This is a genomic window from Acinetobacter sp. YH12218 (assembly GCF_013417925.1).
Taxonomy (GTDB): Bacteria; Pseudomonadota; Gammaproteobacteria; order Pseudomonadales; family Moraxellaceae; genus Acinetobacter; species Acinetobacter amyesii.
The window spans coordinates 1-15,979 of sequence record NZ_VPDB01000014.1; the positions used below are offsets into that span (position 1 = coordinate 1).

Here is a 15,979-nt window from a genome sequence, read left to right on the forward strand (position 1 = left end):
ATATTTGCTCTCTGCTAATTTTAGCTGGACGGCCAGGAATAGGTTTGTTTGTAGTGGACTTTTTCCAGTTCTGAATCGTCTGTATACAGATGTTAAAATGCTGTGCTGCTTTTCGCACAGACATTTCATCTCGAATCATAATTTCTATGACTTTATCTTTAAAATCTTTTGAATATCCCATATCTCTATTGTTCTATAGTTTTTAGGATTTGGCTATAGATCTACTTGAAACACCGCGTTTTGAACAAGTTCAAGCTAAAGCACTTGAACATCCGCCACGCATTCTGCTGCTATATGGCTCTAACCGTGAACGCTCATTTAGCCGCCTAACGGTATTGGAGGCGGGTCGAATCCTTGAACATTTTGGTGCAGAAGTCAAAATCTTTCATCCTAAAGGTCTTCCTCTGCCTGAAGATGCTGAAACATCACATCCCAAAGTTCAGGAATTACATGAATTGCTTACATGGTCAGAAGGCATGGTTTGGTGTTCGCCAGAACGACATGGTGCGATGAGCTCTATATTGAAAGCACAAATTGATTGGATTCCTTTAGCGGCAGGTGCCATTCGTGCTACTCAAGGTAAAACGCTGGCGTTAATGCAAGTCAGTGGTGGTTCGCAATCTTTTAATGCTGTTAACCAAATGCGCATCCTTGGGCGTTGGATGCGGATGATCACGATTCCAAATCAATCTTCCGTTGCAAAAGCATTTTTAGAGTTTGATGAAAATGATCGCATGAAACCTTCCTCCTATTACATTCGCATTGTCGATGTGATGGAGGAATTATACAAATTTACCCTACTCACACGTGGTCAATCTGCCTACCTCACAGATCGCTATTCTGAACGAGTTGAAAGTGCGGAAGAACTCTCTAAACGAGTTAATCAAAAGAACCTTTAATGAAAAACTCCTGCATCTGTGCAGGAGTTTTGGTCTAAAATATCCATCCGTTTCAACTTAAACTAATAATTTATAAAATAATGTCGTTGAATCTATTGTACCTGTATGGCTCAATGCAAATTGCGGAATGATCCCAGCTTTTATAAAGTTAAATTTTTCATATAGCTTTTCAGAGGCATCGCCTGTACGCGTATCAAGTACAAGTAATTTCAAGTTCAAGTGTTTTGCTTTATCTTCTGCAAGTGTGAATAGTTGGTGAGCAATGCCTTGCTGACGTACCTTTGGATGCACCATAAGTTTTTCAATCTCAGCACGATGCAGTGCATTGGCTTTGGTGGCACGAACCAATTGTACTGTGCCCACAATTTCACCGCTTTGTAGCGCCGTCCACAAAAAGGTTTTATGCTTTTGAATATCCTTTGTCACAGCAGACCAATATTCATCATAGTGCGACTTAGATTCTTTAGCTAAAAAAACCCAGTGATGCACCATCTTGCACACATTGTGCCAATAATTCACACAGTTGAGCCTGCTCATCTTTTAGATCTTGAATGTTTAAATATTGAATTTCGCTCATATTCTTCTCGTCTTATTACTATTTTTATCGTTATATTCAAATGGCATGCCATAAAAAATCCCGCTCGGAAGCAGGATTTTGATTTTCAATTTAGTAAATCGCCATATGATTGCGATTTATTCAATGCTTAACATTATGTTTTTATTATATTTTATTTTAGGTATTAAATTTTAACCTCCAGCCTAACCTCCCACACTCTAAAAAATCACGAAATACTTTCGATTGCAGATACGTGCATCCAGTCGCGTGTGCATTGCCGAAGTTGAGGATTTCAGGTTTTTAAATAAGCTACTCCCCTATGTGGTGGCTCAGGTATGGTCATCTTGACCATCGGGGGGGGTTGTTGTTCTTCAGCACATCAAAGATAAGGAACCGGCCTGCTAAACTCATCTTAATTCTATTGGGATTTTAAGCCCTAAAACCAAAAATTAGCACCCTTGTGCGCGCGCGTACGCGAATACATCAAGTTTAATAAATAGTCAATTCAGGCGTGTTTTGAGTGGAAATAAGGCAGTAAAAATATAGCTATCTCTAATCTGGTGTGCATATCCACCAGCTCATCATTCATAAATTGACTGAGCAACTCAAGCGGATCGGTTGAATTGTTAATAATCTCTGGAATGTTAATATTTTTAGGTTGTATATCTCTCTCCAGGTAAAACTTCACCTGTATATCTTGCATCAGCCTATAACCTTGCTGCTTTGCTGATTTTTCAGGACATCCGGCATAAATAGCAGCCTCCTTTTGATTCATGCCTTGCCTGATACCTTCAATAAATTTCTGTTTTTTCTTGGTTAGCTCCATCGGTAAACATTCCTAAAAAGGCAGTTTTTTTTGCGAATGTGGAGGGCGCGGTATCCGTAAAATAGGCTTCATTTTAACAATCAAAAGCCCCCACCCACTGTATTCTCCTGACTGGTTTTAACCTTGTGGCAATCCACACATAAACTTTTTAAATTACTCATTGCATCCGTTCCACCTAAAAACAACGGGATCGTATGGTCCACTTCTAAACTTATGCTGACCAGTCCGCAGTGCTGGCATGTATATTTATCTCTTAATAAAACTTCTAATCGTAACTTGCGCCATGATCTGCCACGATTTCGCTTATTGGCAGTCACATTGCTTATGGGCTGGCTTGTCTTTAATGTCTGTAATCTTGGTTTTAATGTTGGTAGTTTTGCCATTGTTCTATCCTAAATAAAAAAAAGAGGCTATAACGCCCCTTTTTCTATATTACAGTTTGATTTACGGACCCACTGGAGCTGCTACTGTCACCTTCACGATTGCACCATCAATGAAGTTTGCAAACGATGCTCGTAGCTCCACACGGATTCGGGTCATGTTCTGATCCATTAGGGTCATATCATCAATCTTGATTGTAAGCTGTTCACGGTCTAGGACTGCGATTTGCTCCATGTCCAGCACATAAGCCTCATCGCGCGGACAAGCTGCACTTTCGATAATTCGTAGCGTCCACATATCCGACAAGCCAGGGAGGCCGTTGCTTGATAGAACATAACCGCCACCATCTTGCTTCACGCCTACCATCTGTTGCAGTGTTACTGGATTCACAACTACAACACTTGGCTGCAATCCTGCTTCTTTGGCTTCTGCTCGCGCTTCACCGATTGCATCAACCAGCAAGGTCCCTGCTTCAGCTTCATGTGCTTTCGCGTGTTTTGCAAAGCCTTCAATACTTGAGCCAGTGCCATCACCTTGTACAATTTCACGCTCTAACTTTTGCAGCACACCACCACCCAAGAGGGAGATAATTGTAGCCTGTAAACTGTTATTGTCCGAAATAACTTGATTAGAAACAATTGTGGTCACTGCAATTGTACGATGCGTTACCGATTTCGCCTCAGTTGGAATTGATTGCTCGGCTTTGGTATCACCTTCTAGCGTCTGATAGTCTGCTGCATTTTCATATGTGGATTTTAATTTTACATATTCATACGAGGCACTCGATACTGGAATCACTCGCAAGGCATCAATAAGCGTAGTCGGCTTCTGAATAAAGCGGATCGCCTCTGGGTCGCGCTGCGCTTGGGTGTCATATCCAGTGGAACCAACAATTCCCAAGCCTTCAGTAGTGAGTGCTTTAATCTCAAAATTACTTGTGACTGTAACCGCGCTTGCCTGTTTGTCACGGTAGGACTTCACCTGGTCAGATTCAATAATCTTTTTAAGTGCCTTACTTCCTGACTTTTCTTCAAACAAACTACCACCTTGACGACGTGCGCCCTTTTGCTCTAATTCCAGAACAACGGCCTTTAGTTCTGCCGTATCGCCCTTAATAGCATCAACCTGGTTTTTAAACTCTTTGGCTAAAATTTCGATTTGAGATAAATCTGTCATTTCTTTTCACCTTCAAACATTTGTTTAATTTCACGTAAACGAGCATTTACATATAAAGCAGCATCCATGAGGGCATTCAATTCAGCCTGCTCCTTCATGATCCGTTCGCGCTCAACGGCTTCTGACTTTAATTGCTTAATCTCGCTTTCTTTTGCATGGTTGGCTGTTTGAAGTGCTAACAGAATCGCTCCGCCATGCTCATCAAAAAACTTCACCTTTGCAGCATCAAGCTGGCGTTTCTTCCGAACTCTTAAACTGCTTTTATTCGCCTGATTCACTCAAGCCCCCTAAATTCTTTTGTTAGTAACTTGTTACCAACACTAGCCATCATTTAGCACAATGTCAAACTTTAAGTTATTTAAATTAAATTAATACATTATTTTTTATTATTAATATATTTTAGTTTGAATCATATAAATAAGTTATGTATAGTAAATCATCAAAGCATTTTTTGGAGGAATGATGTCCTCTAAATATCTATCTCTTAAAATGTTATTGAGCTGTTGAAATTGATTTGCTGTAACGAAAAAGGTCCCCGACTCGCATTAGGGACCTTTTTTTGTGTCATTGTTTTGTGAACTCTCTGCAAATTATGCGATTTTGCGATTTTTCCTTGCAAGCCTTGCCCTGTCTATCTTTCCGCTTCGCATTGCTCTTGCGATTCGTATGCGACATGTGCGGAGTATATCGGATCATTTCGCATACTCCGCATTGGAATCGCACACCCTTTGCGACATGGATAACCTTATGCCATAAGGGTTTCAGCCATAAATCGCAAAATCGCAACTATTTCAGCAATGCCGGATTTAATTCAATGTAATTGGAGCGGTTAATTGTCACCAGTCGCACATAATTAAACTCAATCAGCTCATTCAAACAAGGATCAAATTCCTTCGCTTTTCTTATTTGAAGTGGTGCGCCTTTCATTGCTACCGTTCTTTGCAATCGGTTGGTTTTGTCCTTTTTGCATTTGGTTAAAAGGTACTTGATCAGCTTCTCAGAATCACTTTCATCAGCCACTTCAATATCTGAATATCGGAACCACTCAGACAAAGAATGTCTAATAACGGCACAAGCTGCCTGCATGATTTCAGAATCAATTTCAGACTTGTTTTCAAAGTAAGCCAGGACAGCACCTAAACGTCTGGCAAGCTCATTTGCACGACTGGCAAAAGGCTGCATAAATTCAAACTGTTTTCCGCTACCCTGCAAAATCTCACACTCATTGTAAAATTCAAGCTCCAGCAACTCGGCTTCACTGGATAGCTGCATAACTGGAAAGTACGGAACTTCTCCCGATTCATTCAAAAGAACCGGTAGCTCATCTTTTAAAATATCTCTACAACGATTCCAAAATTTAGTTAATCGAGGGTCATTGTGTGAATTTTTTAGCTTTTGTCTAAATTCAACTGTATGCGTCCGCTGCCCAGCAATACTCTCTGGAGCAGTTAAAATGAATCGAGGCAAAAAGCCCTGTCCTCTTAATGTCGGATCGTTTAAAGCTCCAGCCAGTACAGCACGTTGCCCAAGTAGGTTGAAGGTTAGGCGAACATCATAGGCCGTTCCGTTGTCATCAGATGAAGCGCGGTTTCTCTGACAATAGCCATCATCAAATAGTTTGGTAAATGCACCTAACGCACTTTTGGCCGTGTCGCCCTTCATTGTGTGACCATCAAAGAACTGTCCAGCCTCATCGCTACTCAATGAAGCATTTTTCACAATTCCTTTAATATAAAACTTGGTCAAGGTTTCAATAGTAATGTCGGAGAAAATACTGGTCGGATCGGTTGGTCTTGGATTATCTAAAGCCCACTGCGCGAACTCTTTGGATTCAACTGTTTTTGATCTCGCATTCCAATCCTCTAAATTTTTTCTGTATTCCTCATACTGCTGTCGCTCATGCTCTCTAATAGGCAATTCAACCAACTTTTGACATGATGATTTACGTCCACCGCTACCGCCTTCCGTTAAAAAGAATAAGGAGGCTGGCATACCCTCCCTGTTGGTTTCTTTGGGTGCATTAACCTTACCTTGTGCTAAAAATGAAATACTGGCTAAAACACATTGAGCAGCCATTGCAATTGGAGCTTGCACATATTCAGCGGTTGCAAGAATTGCATTCCTCACGACTTCCGGTAGCTCATCAATAGGATAAGGTTTTGATTGAATGAGAGTGTCATTTCTCAGGTTTATTGGAGCTTGCCAGTTATCCAGCTTTTCAGCTCTCCGATCCACTGGCATCTCCTCAACTTGAGGCTGTGCGATTAGGTCAGATTCGATTGATTTTTCGATCTGCTGTTTTTTATCAAGGAAAAATTGCTTTATCTGATTTGGTGGAAGTGTTTTAAAACTATCATTCACCTGAACAAATAAATCCTGATTCTGTTGAGATAGATTAAAGCCCACCATCATTTTAAATATTGTTTCAGGCATACCATTGTTTATAATCTGATACGCTGCATCAATATCTTTATGAAGCACAACGGCCTCCCCAGCCTTAGCAAGTTTCACAAATAAATCTATATTGTCTGTACCTAGAACATACGGCATATATTTATTATTTGTGTTGCTTGCGAATATTCCAGCTCTACCAATAGAGAATGATATTTTTTTAGAATCAATCTCTTTGCATGGTGTCTGACTAATATCGTACTTTTTAGCTGTGCCTCTGATTCCATACCCTATGACTTCAGTCAATTCATTAGGATTAACCAAGGGGAGTGCTTCACATTCTTCGCAGTTATAATCCGGCAATTTAGAGTAAATATAACTCTCAGGCTTAACTTTGAGATTGCGCTCATCAATACAGCCTGTCGTAAAATCTTCAATCGAATGATATTCAGTTATATTACCTGTCACTGGATCGGTGCTGACTGCTAAGGGAGCAGCACCGCCAAACATATCTATAGTTTTATCACAAGGGATTTTTGCATTCATACTGCACCCCCTTTCATCACATAATTCACCGCAGTTTCTAGCAATTCATTTAATGTGCTACAAACTAGAGTTAATCCGTTTATAGCTGCTGCTGTATGGCCTTTTGCTAGGTTTAAATGCGCCAGTTCTTCAAGCGTGTATAAAATGCCAGTAGCAAGGCTAACAATCATTGAGATGTCTAGTATTGTTTTTGCGCTTGCGCTTTCAATATCTTCTAAAGCAGCATTTGCCAGCGTTTCGCATACTTCAAGCATCGCCTTTGCTTTGGCATCGGATATATCGTGCTGGTCATAGCTCACATATAGGCGAAGTAATGTACCTTCCAGTGATTCAATAATCACTTGAGAATTTTCTAAAAAGTTTTGAGCTGTTTTATTGATTTGATTAGGCATGAGAATGCGCTCCTTTTGATTTTGGAGCTCTGCCAATTACGACCAAGTAATTATGGTGGCAAAGCTGAAAGGGGTTGGTCGACTGGCTCAAAAGGTTACCAGCACACTCGAAAGTGTCCCCCTCCAGCTCCGCCATAACATGCGAACGCATAGAGATATTACGCATAAAAAAAGCCCGAAGCGGACTATATGCGCCTTTTGAAATATAGCCGACCAAAGCTAACTTTGAGATTTTGCTCAAAGCAAGAGAACTATAACCAATATGATCAGGTCTTTGCAATGTGAATTTTTCAAATAGTTTCATTTTTTCCCGCCTTTAATGCCCTGGTGCTGCTGGGATAATTTGAAGTTTTTAAAATAGTGGCTTTCTGCTGCCAGTGGCTTCATGTATTCAACAAGTGATTTCAGATAGTGCTTATGATTGGTTTTCATGGCCGACCTCACTTAAAAAAGCATCAATGAGCTGTTTCAGGCTTTCACCATGTAACGCCACAACGCCAGTAGCTTGATGGTTTTGCATGAGCTGCTCGATACCTTCATCAATGGCCTGAACTCCACCACCTACAGTGATTAGTTCGATAAAACTACAAGCATCATTGTTTACGATTAAATCCGCCTCAATATCTGCCTCGGTGTTAGTGCGATATGAAGCCAATACAATATCTTTCATGCCGCCACCTCTTTAATAAGCTCATACCGTGCATGTCGGCCAATGCCTGAATTATTGCGCTCGTAGTGGGTCACAATGTCGTAACCTGCACACCGTAAACGCTGAATAATTGCGCTCAGGCGGTAGCAGTTAAAAAGGTCGATAGCTTCAGCCTGGGAGATAGTTTTGCCTTGCTTGAGGTGTGCCAGGACTTGTTTTAATTGAGTGCTGTTCATGCTGATTGCTCCTCAATCCATTTCTGAACGTCTGAAGCTCTCCAGACAGTGACATTGCCACCCATGCGGATCGGCTGCGGAAATTTACCTTCACGCGTCCAAGTCCATAGAGTTTTTTCTGAGATTGGCAAAATGCCTTGTCGTGCTGGCTTGGCATTTAGTTTTCGGGTTTTTCCAGCATTTTCGCCAGTCTTATAAACGTGGATTTTTTCGGGAGTAGCTGGAGCTGAAGCGATTTGTTTAGCTCGATAGAATTGTTCGCGTGTTTGCATACTGCACCTTTCTATTACGTTATGCGTTATTGCATAGGTGCAGTGTCGTTTTTCTAAGATTTGTGCATCAGGGCAGAAAATCAGCCTCTTTAAGTTGAATAACTACCTGTTTTTATTTTTACTTATAATTTTTCTAATCTTATCAATATCTTTTGGTACTGTTGGTATTTGATTTAACCGTAAAAAATCACTAATAAAACTATATTTATCTTCAGCCTTAACCTTGCCAGTTTTACACTTTTCAAAAAGAAAATTTATTGTGCAGATAAGATTAGCCTCAATATGATTTGTATTTCTTCCCTTTAAATTAGAATATTTTTTGATTTCTTCTTTTGAGTAAATAATTGAGCATTGATATTTAATTAATGAGGATTTTAATTCTTCATCAAGTAAGCTACTTAGCCCCATCTTGTACCAGGCTTCAAGCATATAAGCATTTTGATTTAATGATGTTAGGTTAATTTCATCAACTAAATTTTTAATTAATCTCTCCATTTTCTCAAGGTGGATAACATCCTCCTGCGCTGAATTCCTTGTTTCTCTGACCTGAATATCTAGTTTTGATCTACCTAGAATTATGCCAACATCATCCAAAAAAGATTGCTTATCAATATTCAAGCCATCAAATAAATATAAGCTCTGCTCAGATATAGAGGTATTCAAAACACCGCCATCACATTGTTTTTCTCTTTTTTTAGCCATCACCCCACCCCATTAATTTTATTCGCCAGCTCTGTAGCAGTTGGGTTGTAATACTTCATCAGCGTTTTTAAATCTTTATGTCCTGTGACTTTTGCCAAGTCTTGAACTGGTAGCTTTTGGGATAGCCTTGTGGTGGCCTCATGCCTGGTATCGTGGAAATTTAAATCTTCAATTTTTAGTTTTTCAGTAACGACCTGCCAAAAGTAGCTCGATAAAGTATTTGCACTTGTGAGAGTACAAACTGTTTCTTCATGGATTCCCTTCATCAACTCCAACAATTCTTTTGCTTTCATGGAGAGCGGAACCTTCCGCGAACTACCGTTTTTTGTATCAGGCAAAAGCACATAATCATCAGTGATATTCATCCATTTCATACCAACGATTTCGCTGGCTCTCATTGCCGTTTCGATAGCAAATAAGAATGCCCAGGCGGTCTGTTGTTTTTTATTCACTGGTTGGAATGTTGGGTGATAACTGAATGCTTTTAGAATCTGATCTATTTCATTCTGAGAGATGCGCCTGTCCCTATGATCTGATTCGCTTGGTTTTGAAATATCAGTCAATGGCGAACCTGTGATGATACGAAGCTCCTGTCGTGCATATTTGAACACACTACCCAGCAAGCCTAAATCTCTCTTAACTGTTGCAGCCTTGACCATCTTCAGGCGTTCATTTCTCAACTCAATCATATTGAGCTGATCCACCTGGCTAACTGGCTTCTGCATAAGTTTAGGAAATAACCTGATAAATAAGTTGAGAGAAGCAACTTCCTGTATATATCCTTTATGAGTGGGAGCTACAACATCCCTATAAGATTCAATCAACTCTCTAAAGCTCATGCCTTCAAGCTGCTTTTGCTTTTCTTCTTTCTTTTTCTGACCTGGACTTATGCCACTGGCCAGCATGATTTTTATTTCATCACGTTTCAATCGTGCTTCTTTAATAGAGATAAGCGGATACTCGCCTATTGTGATAGTCCCTTTTTTCCCATCAAGCGTATAAAGCACCTTCCAGACTTTCTTTCCAGTTGGAGAGGTGAATATATAAAGCATGTCGCCATCACTGATTTTAAACAGCTTTTCTTTTGGTTTTATGGCTTCAATCTGTTGTTTAGTAAGCATTGCACACCTATGGAGGTTAGAACCACATAAAAAAAGAGGTTAGACTGATTTAGCCTCCAGTTTAACCTCCATGTGTACGGTGTTTCAATGAAATTACTTGTTATTGCCTAACAGTACAAAATGATATAAAAATATTGATTTTCAATCACTTTCATAGTGTTTTATACACTGCAAGTAAGTGCATGTTTTTACTAATAAATAGCCATATGATTGCGATGGATCATTTCAAGTGATCGGGCTTCCCCTAAAACTTGATGAACTTTATCTGAGGCCAAACCTTTGACGATTTCTGCCGAACGTGAACTGAAGTTTACACGACCGACGGCAACACGATGACCTTGTGTATCGACACATTCCACCACATCACCACGTTCGAAATGCCCTTCAACAGCTTTCACACCGACAGGTAATAAACTGCGGTGATTATCACGAATGGCTTTGACTGCGCCATCATCAATTACTAAACGACCCGCTGTTTGTAAATGTGCAGCTAACCATTGTTGATGGGCTGTCACACGGTCATTGTCCGTAATGAATAAGGTACCTAGTAATTCACCTGCCATCACACGTGAAAGCACATTATCGCTATCGCCGCTCGCAATGACTGTTGGACAACCAGACTTGGCTGCTAAACGTGCCGCACGAACTTTGGTCAACATACCGCCACGACCGAATTTACCGCCGCCACCAGCCATATCGAATAATGATTCATCCATTGCGCGTACTGTATGAAACAGTTTTGCGTCTGGATTGGAACGAGGGTCAGAGTCGAACATGCCTTCTTGGTCAGTTAGAATCACCAAGAGGTCTGCATGAACCTGTCCAGCCACCATCGCAGCTAAAGTATCGTTATCGCCAAAGCGGATTTCGTCAGTCGACACTGTGTCATTTTCATTGATCACAGGAATCACACGCCAATCAATCAAATGCTGCAAGGCATCACAAGAGTTTAAATAACGACGACGGTCAGCCAAATCATCATGGGTTAATAAAACTTGAGCTGTACGAATAGAACATTGTTCTAAAACGCTTGACCAAGTATGTATTAAACCCATTTGTCCAATGGCTGCGCAAGCCTGAAGACTGGGTAGATCTGTGGGTCGGCTGTCCAGATTCATTCGAACCATCCCTTCAGCCACAGCACCGGAAGACACAAGAATGATCTCGTGCCCTGCATTGTGTAGTTCTGCAATTTGTCCCGCCCAATGCGAGATTGCATCCAGATCTAACCCTTTTCCGTTTGCTGTGAGTAGTGATGATCCGATTTTAACAACGATACGTTTACAACCCTTGAGCTGACGTTGCCCATCTACCACTTCTATCATCTTGTCCTCAGACTTGTTTGCTTTGACACTTATTCAGCAATTAACGTACGTAGTACGATTCTGCCTCATCATCACCGTCTTCAAATTCATCATCAAAGTCTTCACCTTGACCTGCCAGACGTTGTTGACGACGCATTTCACGATATGCTTCTTTCGCAGCAAGCGTTTGCTCACGTGTTTCAGCTTCAAGCTGATCACGGAACGCTTTAACTTCTGCAGCATATTCAGGATCTTCAGTTTCTCGTTCGCGCTGTTCTTCAATTTGATCCATCAGGTAGTACACAACGTCTTTAGTACCTTCAAATGTTAAACCTGAAGTTTTGAATACAGGGCCTTTCCACTGCAACTCTTCGAGAATGTGATCACACCATTCATCACGCGTTTCAGCCGCCAATTGGTCTACTTTATTGAGTACCAATACAACAGGTAATTTTGAAAGCGTTGGGGAGAATTTTTTCAACTCTTCCAAAATTGCTTTTGCATTGTACGCAGGGTCAGAACCATCAATCGGTTGAACATCTACGATGTGTAATAAAATACGTGTACGTGCCAAGTGTTTCAGGAATCGAATACCTAGACCTGCACCTTCTGCCGCACCTTCGATTAGACCTGGAATATCCGCCATTACAAATGAACGGTGACTATCGGCATCAACCACACCTAGGTTTGGCACCATAGTGGTAAATGGATAATCTGCAACTTTTGGTTTTGCTGCTGAAACTGCACGGATAAAGGTTGATTTACCTGCATTTGGCATACCCAACAAACCAACGTCTGCGAGTACTTTTAATTCAAGACGAATTTCACGATATTCGCCTTTTGAGCCGTGTGTACATTTACGTGGAGAACGGTTGGTTGAAGATTTGAAGTGAGTATTCCCCAAACCACCTTCACCACCTGCTGCCACTAACACACGCTGACCGTCAGCCACTAAGTCGCCGATGATATCGCCAGATTCTGTATCTACAATTGTTGTGCCCACTGGAACGAGCAATACGGTATCTTCACCGCCACGGCCTGAGCAGTTCGCTCCACGACCATTTTTAGCACGTTCTGCACGGAATTTACGTGTATAACGATAATCTACTAGGGTACTTGTGTCGTTGTCGGCTTGAACGTATACGTTACCGCCACGACCACCATCACCACCATCTGGACCACCAAATGGTACGAATTTTTCACGGCGAAAACTGGCTACGCCATTGCCACCGTCGCCAGCCTCTACGGTAATGACTGCTTCATCAACAAAGCGCATGTTTGCCAATCCTCTAAAAACTTTAAAACCGCTTATTCTGCCATATTTTAAAGAATTTCTCGAACAATATTATTCAGCAATACTATAAATTTCATTCATCTTGGTGCTGATGCAAATTTTTAGGAAAATCCGCACCTCGCTCGAAAATCTTTAGCTCATCATCAAAATACCTTTGATAAATGGCAAACGAATTTCACTCCCCATTTCTGAAAGCTATTTACGTGCATTTTCCTTGGCTTCAATAATTTCAGGCAAGGTTCGTTCAACCCAACCAATCAGATGCATTAATTTTTCTGCAGCCTGCGAGCCCATTAAAGTCAGTTGATATTCAACTTTGGGTGGCACGACTGGATAGACTGTCCGTAAGATAAAACCATCTTGCTCGAGCATTTTCAGCGTTTGAGCCAGCATCTTTTCGCTCACCCCTTCGATCCGCTGCCTAAGTTCACTAAAACGGTGTACCCCTTCAGTCAAACAACGCAAAACTAATACTGACCATTTATTGGTGAGATGTTCCAATATTTCTCGAGAAGGACAGTCCGTGGATAAAACTTGACCTAATAATTTACTTGTAGCGTATGTGTTCATTAAATCTTTCCTCAAAGTCACTAACTTACTTTTTGGTACGTACTTACATTTAGTAAGTTAGCAGATTAAGATTCAACCATCAAGATTATTTATTCAACAATCAGAGGGTTTAAATATGAAAATCGCAATTACAGGTGCAACAGGTCAACTAGGCCAATTGGTCCTTCAATTTTTATTGAAAGAAACCGCGGCCGAAAACATCATCGCTTTAGTTCGCTCACCAGAAAAAGCAGCATCTCTACAAGCTCAAGGCATCGAACTTCGTCATTTTGACTATGATCAACCAGATACACTGGTTCCTGCACTACAAGGTGTCGATAAATTATTACTCATTTCTGCCAATGAAATTGGTCGTCGTACTCCACAACACAAAGCCGTAATTGATGCTGTTGTAGAAGCAAAAGTTCCATATATTGCTTATACCAGCCTGTTACGTGCCGATACATCGCCATTGGGTTTATCTCAAGAGCATCGTGAAACAGAAAGTCTGATTCAAGCTAGTGGTTTAAGCTATACCTTCTTACGAAATAACTGGTATGTCGAAAACTATCTTGCTGCTGCTGGGCATGTGGTTGAAACAGGTACCTTATTTGGTGCAGCAAAGGATGGAAAAATTAATGCAGCGACCCGTGCTGACTATGCCGAAGCAGCTGCAAAAGTACTTACAAGCTCTGGTCATGAGAATAAAACCTATGAACTTGCAAGCTCAGACAGTTTCACCTTGGCACAGCTTGCTGAAACCCTACAGCAAGTTTCAGGTCAAAATGTTCACTATCAAAATTTAACTGCAGAAGACTACACACAAGGCCTATTACAAGCTGGCTTACCTGCTGGTCTTGTAGATGTGATCGTCGATGCTGATATCAACAGCATTGACGGTGCAATGCAAAGTGATCGTAAGGACTTGGAACAGTTACTCGGTCACCCAACCACTTCTCTACGTAGTGCTGTTGAAGCTGCTTTAAAATAAGATCAAACCAACAAAAAAGCCCGAATTGATTTGGGCTTTTTTTTGAGTTGAATCACGCTTATGGATGTACATTTTTTATCGGCAAATCCATATTCATATCTAAATTTGCCTTGGTATTTCGCTCTGCGTTATACATCGTGGCATTAAAGGTTGCGATTTTTCGCATGGTCATCGGGTCATTGAGTTTGAGTTGTGGTGCAAACTGATGTACCACATGCAAATCGACTTTTTCATTAAACTCAAAATACACTGGACCATTAAAATTTATTCGAATAGGAATGTTATAGGTTCTTTTCAAATGAAAAGGCACATCTAACTTGACAGGAATATCCATTTTTAACGGAAATTTCGGCACGAGTTTATTTTTAATCACCAAATCTGTGGTCGCCTCAAGTGGCATCGTCTGGTTAATTTGAATATTGGTGGAATAATCAATATCCACAGAGATGGGAACCTCTACACTAAACTGCAAATCTGCCAGATATTTTCCCTTCAAGGGTAGTTGCAGCTTCCGATCTAAAGCAATCTGCGTATCCAACGTCCCAATAGACTGCGTTTGCAAATAATTGCCAACGGAAATTTTGGTGGGTAGTGAATGCGACAATTGAATATCAGCATTTTTTGCACGTACTTGCATCGACGCATAAATATTTAAATACAACCAAAATAGCAGCGCAACCAATAACGCAACTGCGATAAAACTCAAAATGATGCGCTTCGCCGATTGAAATATCCACATGACTTACTCCTGAGCTATCGCTTCAGTTTTGGCATGCTCTCTATTGAGTCGCATTGTTTTTAGTGGAATCACCAATTCACCCTTTTTAATTTGAACGGGCAACGTATTTTGCACATCCACTGTCGCTTTTAATGCCGTTTTAATTGGAACATTCAAATTACCTTCAATAGGAATGTTGGTTTTTAAATTTGCATTCAGTGGAATATGTAGGTTTTCTTTCAGCACGGTTTTGACTGGCGCATCAAATTTTAAATGTACTTTTTGCTCCAAAGGCACATTCATATTCACTGGAATATCCAATTGTATCGGGATATCACCTTTGAGTGGCAAAGTCACATCCTGCCCCATGACTTTAACTTTCACTTTGGTATTCACAGGAAGGTTTTGATTCACTTTCAAAGTTTCACGTACTGGAATCGTGGTCTTGATTGGGACTTGATTATCAAAATACACCCGTGGTGTCAGCGTTTGAGTTAAGGGAATATTTAAATTTTCATGTATCGGAATTTCAGCATTCACCCGCCCTGTCACGTCCACATCCAAGGCATCATGAATTTTGACTTCGGCTTGTAACGGCTCTTGCAGGTCAATATTGACGTTCTGATTTTCTAGCGGGATATAAATATTAAAGTGCTTAAACACCCAAATGGCGATAAGTACACCACAGAGCGCAGCAAACACAATAAATGCCAATCCACTGAGCATGTGCTTTGCTTGCAAACTAAATTCCTTTTGCTTTTTATTTTTTACAGTCTCATTTTGAACACATTATACAAACCAGTTTGCAATTTTTTGTATTTAATTCTTTAATAATTTCATCAACTTAAAACTTGAACATTTTAGTCAGCTTTTCATTATAAATGACTCACACTCATCTAACAGTGGCAGAAAAAACAAGAACTTTTGATGCTTTTGATCAATCCATTCGTCATCTATGCCTTAAGTTTTTAACCCA

22 protein-coding genes are annotated in these 15,979 nt (G+C 40.6%); 2 read left to right on the top strand and 20 right to left on the bottom strand.

All coding sequences use genetic code 11. From position 1 onward, the window contains the following. The coding region (locus FTV03_RS05885) for a helix-turn-helix domain-containing protein (RefSeq protein WP_180040462.1) at positions 1–181 on the bottom strand (181 nt) is incomplete at its 3' end. Between the two features lie 28 nt (positions 182–209). Here FTV03_RS05885 and arsH point away from each other — a divergent pair. Next, a complete protein-coding gene (gene arsH / locus FTV03_RS05890) occupies positions 210–899 on the top strand; it encodes an arsenical resistance protein ArsH (RefSeq protein ID WP_180040464.1) in 690 nt (229 codons plus the stop codon). Positions 900–956: 57 nt separating this feature from the next. Here the strand turns inward: arsH and FTV03_RS05895 are convergent, their stop codons facing one another. From FTV03_RS05895 to FTV03_RS05970, 17 genes are all read right to left on the bottom strand, one after another. Beyond that, on the bottom strand, positions 957–1,391 hold the full coding sequence (locus tag FTV03_RS05895; RefSeq protein WP_180040466.1) for a GNAT family N-acetyltransferase: 435 nt from the start codon (positions 1,389–1,391) through the stop codon (positions 957–959). 569 nt (positions 1,392–1,960) lie between these two features. Next, positions 1,961–2,281 carry a terminase small subunit gene (locus FTV03_RS05900; RefSeq protein WP_180040468.1) on the bottom strand — a complete coding sequence of 107 codons (321 nt, stop codon included), beginning with the start codon at positions 2,279–2,281 and terminating at the stop codon, positions 1,961–1,963. 80 nt (positions 2,282–2,361) lie between these two features. Then, positions 2,362–2,664 (bottom strand): HNH endonuclease, encoded by a 303-nt coding sequence (locus tag FTV03_RS05905; protein ID WP_180040470.1) that lies wholly within the window; start codon positions 2,662–2,664, stop codon positions 2,362–2,364. Between the two features lie 61 nt (positions 2,665–2,725). Then, on the bottom strand, positions 2,726–3,838 hold the full coding sequence (locus FTV03_RS05910) for a phage major capsid protein (protein ID WP_180040472.1): 1,113 nt from the start codon (positions 3,836–3,838) through the stop codon (positions 2,726–2,728). After that, on the bottom strand, positions 3,835–4,116 hold the full coding sequence (locus tag FTV03_RS05915; RefSeq protein WP_180025165.1) for a hypothetical protein: 282 nt from the start codon (positions 4,114–4,116) through the stop codon (positions 3,835–3,837). The genes FTV03_RS05910 and FTV03_RS05915 overlap by 4 nt, the downstream gene beginning before the upstream one ends. Before the next feature lie 508 nt (positions 4,117–4,624). Then, positions 4,625–6,775: a DUF3987 domain-containing protein gene (locus FTV03_RS05920; RefSeq protein WP_180040474.1), complete on the bottom strand. Its 2,151-nt coding sequence runs from the start codon at positions 6,773–6,775 to the stop codon at positions 4,625–4,627. Further along, positions 6,772–7,167, bottom strand: a complete 396-nt coding sequence (locus tag FTV03_RS05925) for a hypothetical protein (protein WP_180040476.1) — start codon at positions 7,165–7,167, stop codon at positions 6,772–6,774. The genes FTV03_RS05920 and FTV03_RS05925 overlap by 4 nt, the downstream gene beginning before the upstream one ends. After that, positions 7,160–7,471, bottom strand: coding sequence for a hypothetical protein (locus FTV03_RS05930; RefSeq protein ID WP_180040478.1), 312 nt, complete (start codon positions 7,469–7,471; stop codon positions 7,160–7,162). The genes FTV03_RS05925 and FTV03_RS05930 overlap by 8 nt, the downstream gene beginning before the upstream one ends. Next, positions 7,468–7,599 (bottom strand): hypothetical protein, encoded by a 132-nt coding sequence (locus tag FTV03_RS17915; protein ID WP_257220692.1) that lies wholly within the window; start codon positions 7,597–7,599, stop codon positions 7,468–7,470. The genes FTV03_RS05930 and FTV03_RS17915 overlap by 4 nt, the downstream gene beginning before the upstream one ends. Next, positions 7,583–7,837: a hypothetical protein gene (locus tag FTV03_RS05935; protein WP_180040480.1), complete on the bottom strand. Its 255-nt coding sequence runs from the start codon at positions 7,835–7,837 to the stop codon at positions 7,583–7,585. The genes FTV03_RS17915 and FTV03_RS05935 overlap by 17 nt, the downstream gene beginning before the upstream one ends. After that, positions 7,834–8,052, bottom strand: a complete 219-nt coding sequence (locus FTV03_RS05940) for a helix-turn-helix domain-containing protein (protein ID WP_100328748.1) — start codon at positions 8,050–8,052, stop codon at positions 7,834–7,836. Before FTV03_RS05940 ends, FTV03_RS05935 begins: the two co-directional genes overlap by 4 nt. Next, positions 8,049–8,324, bottom strand: a complete 276-nt coding sequence (locus FTV03_RS05945) for an AlpA family transcriptional regulator (protein WP_100328749.1) — start codon at positions 8,322–8,324, stop codon at positions 8,049–8,051. The genes FTV03_RS05940 and FTV03_RS05945 overlap by 4 nt, the downstream gene beginning before the upstream one ends. Before the next feature lie 102 nt (positions 8,325–8,426). Then, a complete protein-coding gene (locus tag FTV03_RS05950) occupies positions 8,427–9,026 on the bottom strand; it encodes a hypothetical protein (RefSeq protein ID WP_180040482.1) in 600 nt (199 codons plus the stop codon). Next, a complete protein-coding gene (locus tag FTV03_RS05955) occupies positions 9,026–10,147 on the bottom strand; it encodes a site-specific integrase (protein ID WP_180040484.1) in 1,122 nt (373 codons plus the stop codon). The genes FTV03_RS05950 and FTV03_RS05955 overlap by 1 nt, the downstream gene beginning before the upstream one ends. Before the next feature lie 191 nt (positions 10,148–10,338). Further along, positions 10,339–11,472 carry a glutamate 5-kinase gene (gene proB / locus FTV03_RS05960; protein WP_180040485.1) on the bottom strand — a complete coding sequence of 378 codons (1,134 nt, stop codon included), beginning with the start codon at positions 11,470–11,472 and terminating at the stop codon, positions 10,339–10,341. Positions 11,473–11,512: 40 nt separating this feature from the next. Then, entirely contained in the window at positions 11,513–12,727 is a 1,215-nt protein-coding gene (cgtA, locus tag FTV03_RS05965) for an Obg family GTPase CgtA (RefSeq protein ID WP_078190204.1), read from the bottom strand. A gap of 213 nt (positions 12,728–12,940) precedes the next feature. Beyond that, positions 12,941–13,315 carry a helix-turn-helix domain-containing protein gene (locus tag FTV03_RS05970; RefSeq protein ID WP_180040486.1) on the bottom strand — a complete coding sequence of 125 codons (375 nt, stop codon included), beginning with the start codon at positions 13,313–13,315 and terminating at the stop codon, positions 12,941–12,943. A gap of 115 nt (positions 13,316–13,430) precedes the next feature. On the opposite strand from FTV03_RS05970, the gene FTV03_RS05975 reads away from it, so the two are divergent. Then, positions 13,431–14,285 carry an SDR family oxidoreductase gene (locus FTV03_RS05975; RefSeq protein WP_180040487.1) on the top strand — a complete coding sequence of 285 codons (855 nt, stop codon included), beginning with the start codon at positions 13,431–13,433 and terminating at the stop codon, positions 14,283–14,285. A 58-nt stretch (positions 14,286–14,343) separates the two neighbouring features. Here FTV03_RS05975 and FTV03_RS05980 read toward each other — a convergent pair whose 3' ends face one another. Next, the gene (locus tag FTV03_RS05980; RefSeq protein WP_180040488.1) at positions 14,344–15,024 is read right to left on the bottom strand and encodes a hypothetical protein; all 681 of its coding nucleotides are present in this window, start codon (positions 15,022–15,024) and stop codon (positions 14,344–14,346) included. Between the two features lie 3 nt (positions 15,025–15,027). Then, positions 15,028–15,744, bottom strand: coding sequence for an MFS transporter (locus tag FTV03_RS05985; RefSeq protein ID WP_180040489.1), 717 nt, complete (start codon positions 15,742–15,744; stop codon positions 15,028–15,030). Between the last annotated feature and the right edge of the window lie 235 nt (positions 15,745–15,979).

Excerpts from the sequence above, each read along its gene's own strand:
- FTV03_RS05940 (WP_100328748.1), bottom strand. The coding sequence starts at position 8,052 with ATGAACAGCACTCAATTAAAACAAGTCCTGGCACACCTCAAGCAAGGC.
- FTV03_RS05970 (WP_180040486.1), bottom strand. The coding sequence starts at position 13,315 with ATGAACACATACGCTACAAGTAAATTATTAGGTCAAGTTTTATCCACG.
- FTV03_RS05900 (WP_180040468.1), bottom strand. The coding sequence starts at position 2,281 with ATGGAGCTAACCAAGAAAAAACAGAAATTTATTGAAGGTATCAGGCAA.
- FTV03_RS05945 (WP_100328749.1), bottom strand. The coding sequence starts at position 8,324 with ATGCAAACACGCGAACAATTCTATCGAGCTAAACAAATCGCTTCAGCT.
- proB (WP_180040485.1), bottom strand. The coding sequence starts at position 11,472 with ATGATAGAAGTGGTAGATGGGCAACGTCAGCTCAAGGGTTGTAAACGT.
- FTV03_RS05930 (WP_180040478.1), bottom strand. The coding sequence starts at position 7,471 with ATGAAACTATTTGAAAAATTCACATTGCAAAGACCTGATCATATTGGT.
- FTV03_RS05905 (WP_180040470.1), bottom strand. The coding sequence starts at position 2,664 with ATGGCAAAACTACCAACATTAAAACCAAGATTACAGACATTAAAGACA.
- FTV03_RS05895 (WP_180040466.1), bottom strand. The coding sequence starts at position 1,391 with ATGGTGCATCACTGGGTTTTTTTAGCTAAAGAATCTAAGTCGCACTAT.
- FTV03_RS05910 (WP_180040472.1), bottom strand. The coding sequence starts at position 3,838 with ATGACAGATTTATCTCAAATCGAAATTTTAGCCAAAGAGTTTAAAAAC.
- FTV03_RS05925 (WP_180040476.1), bottom strand. The coding sequence starts at position 7,167 with ATGCCTAATCAAATCAATAAAACAGCTCAAAACTTTTTAGAAAATTCT.
- cgtA (WP_078190204.1), bottom strand. The coding sequence starts at position 12,727 with ATGCGCTTTGTTGATGAAGCAGTCATTACCGTAGAGGCTGGCGACGGT.
- FTV03_RS05950 (WP_180040482.1), bottom strand. The coding sequence starts at position 9,026 with ATGGCTAAAAAAAGAGAAAAACAATGTGATGGCGGTGTTTTGAATACC.
- FTV03_RS05955 (WP_180040484.1), bottom strand. The coding sequence starts at position 10,147 with ATGCTTACTAAACAACAGATTGAAGCCATAAAACCAAAAGAAAAGCTG.
- FTV03_RS05935 (WP_180040480.1), bottom strand. The coding sequence starts at position 7,837 with ATGAAAGATATTGTATTGGCTTCATATCGCACTAACACCGAGGCAGAT.
- FTV03_RS05980 (WP_180040488.1), bottom strand. The coding sequence starts at position 15,024 with ATGTGGATATTTCAATCGGCGAAGCGCATCATTTTGAGTTTTATCGCA.
- FTV03_RS05920 (WP_180040474.1), bottom strand. The coding sequence starts at position 6,775 with ATGAATGCAAAAATCCCTTGTGATAAAACTATAGATATGTTTGGCGGT.
- FTV03_RS17915 (WP_257220692.1), bottom strand. The coding sequence starts at position 7,599 with ATGAAAACCAATCATAAGCACTATCTGAAATCACTTGTTGAATACATG.
- FTV03_RS05975 (WP_180040487.1), top strand. The coding sequence starts at position 13,431 with ATGAAAATCGCAATTACAGGTGCAACAGGTCAACTAGGCCAATTGGTC.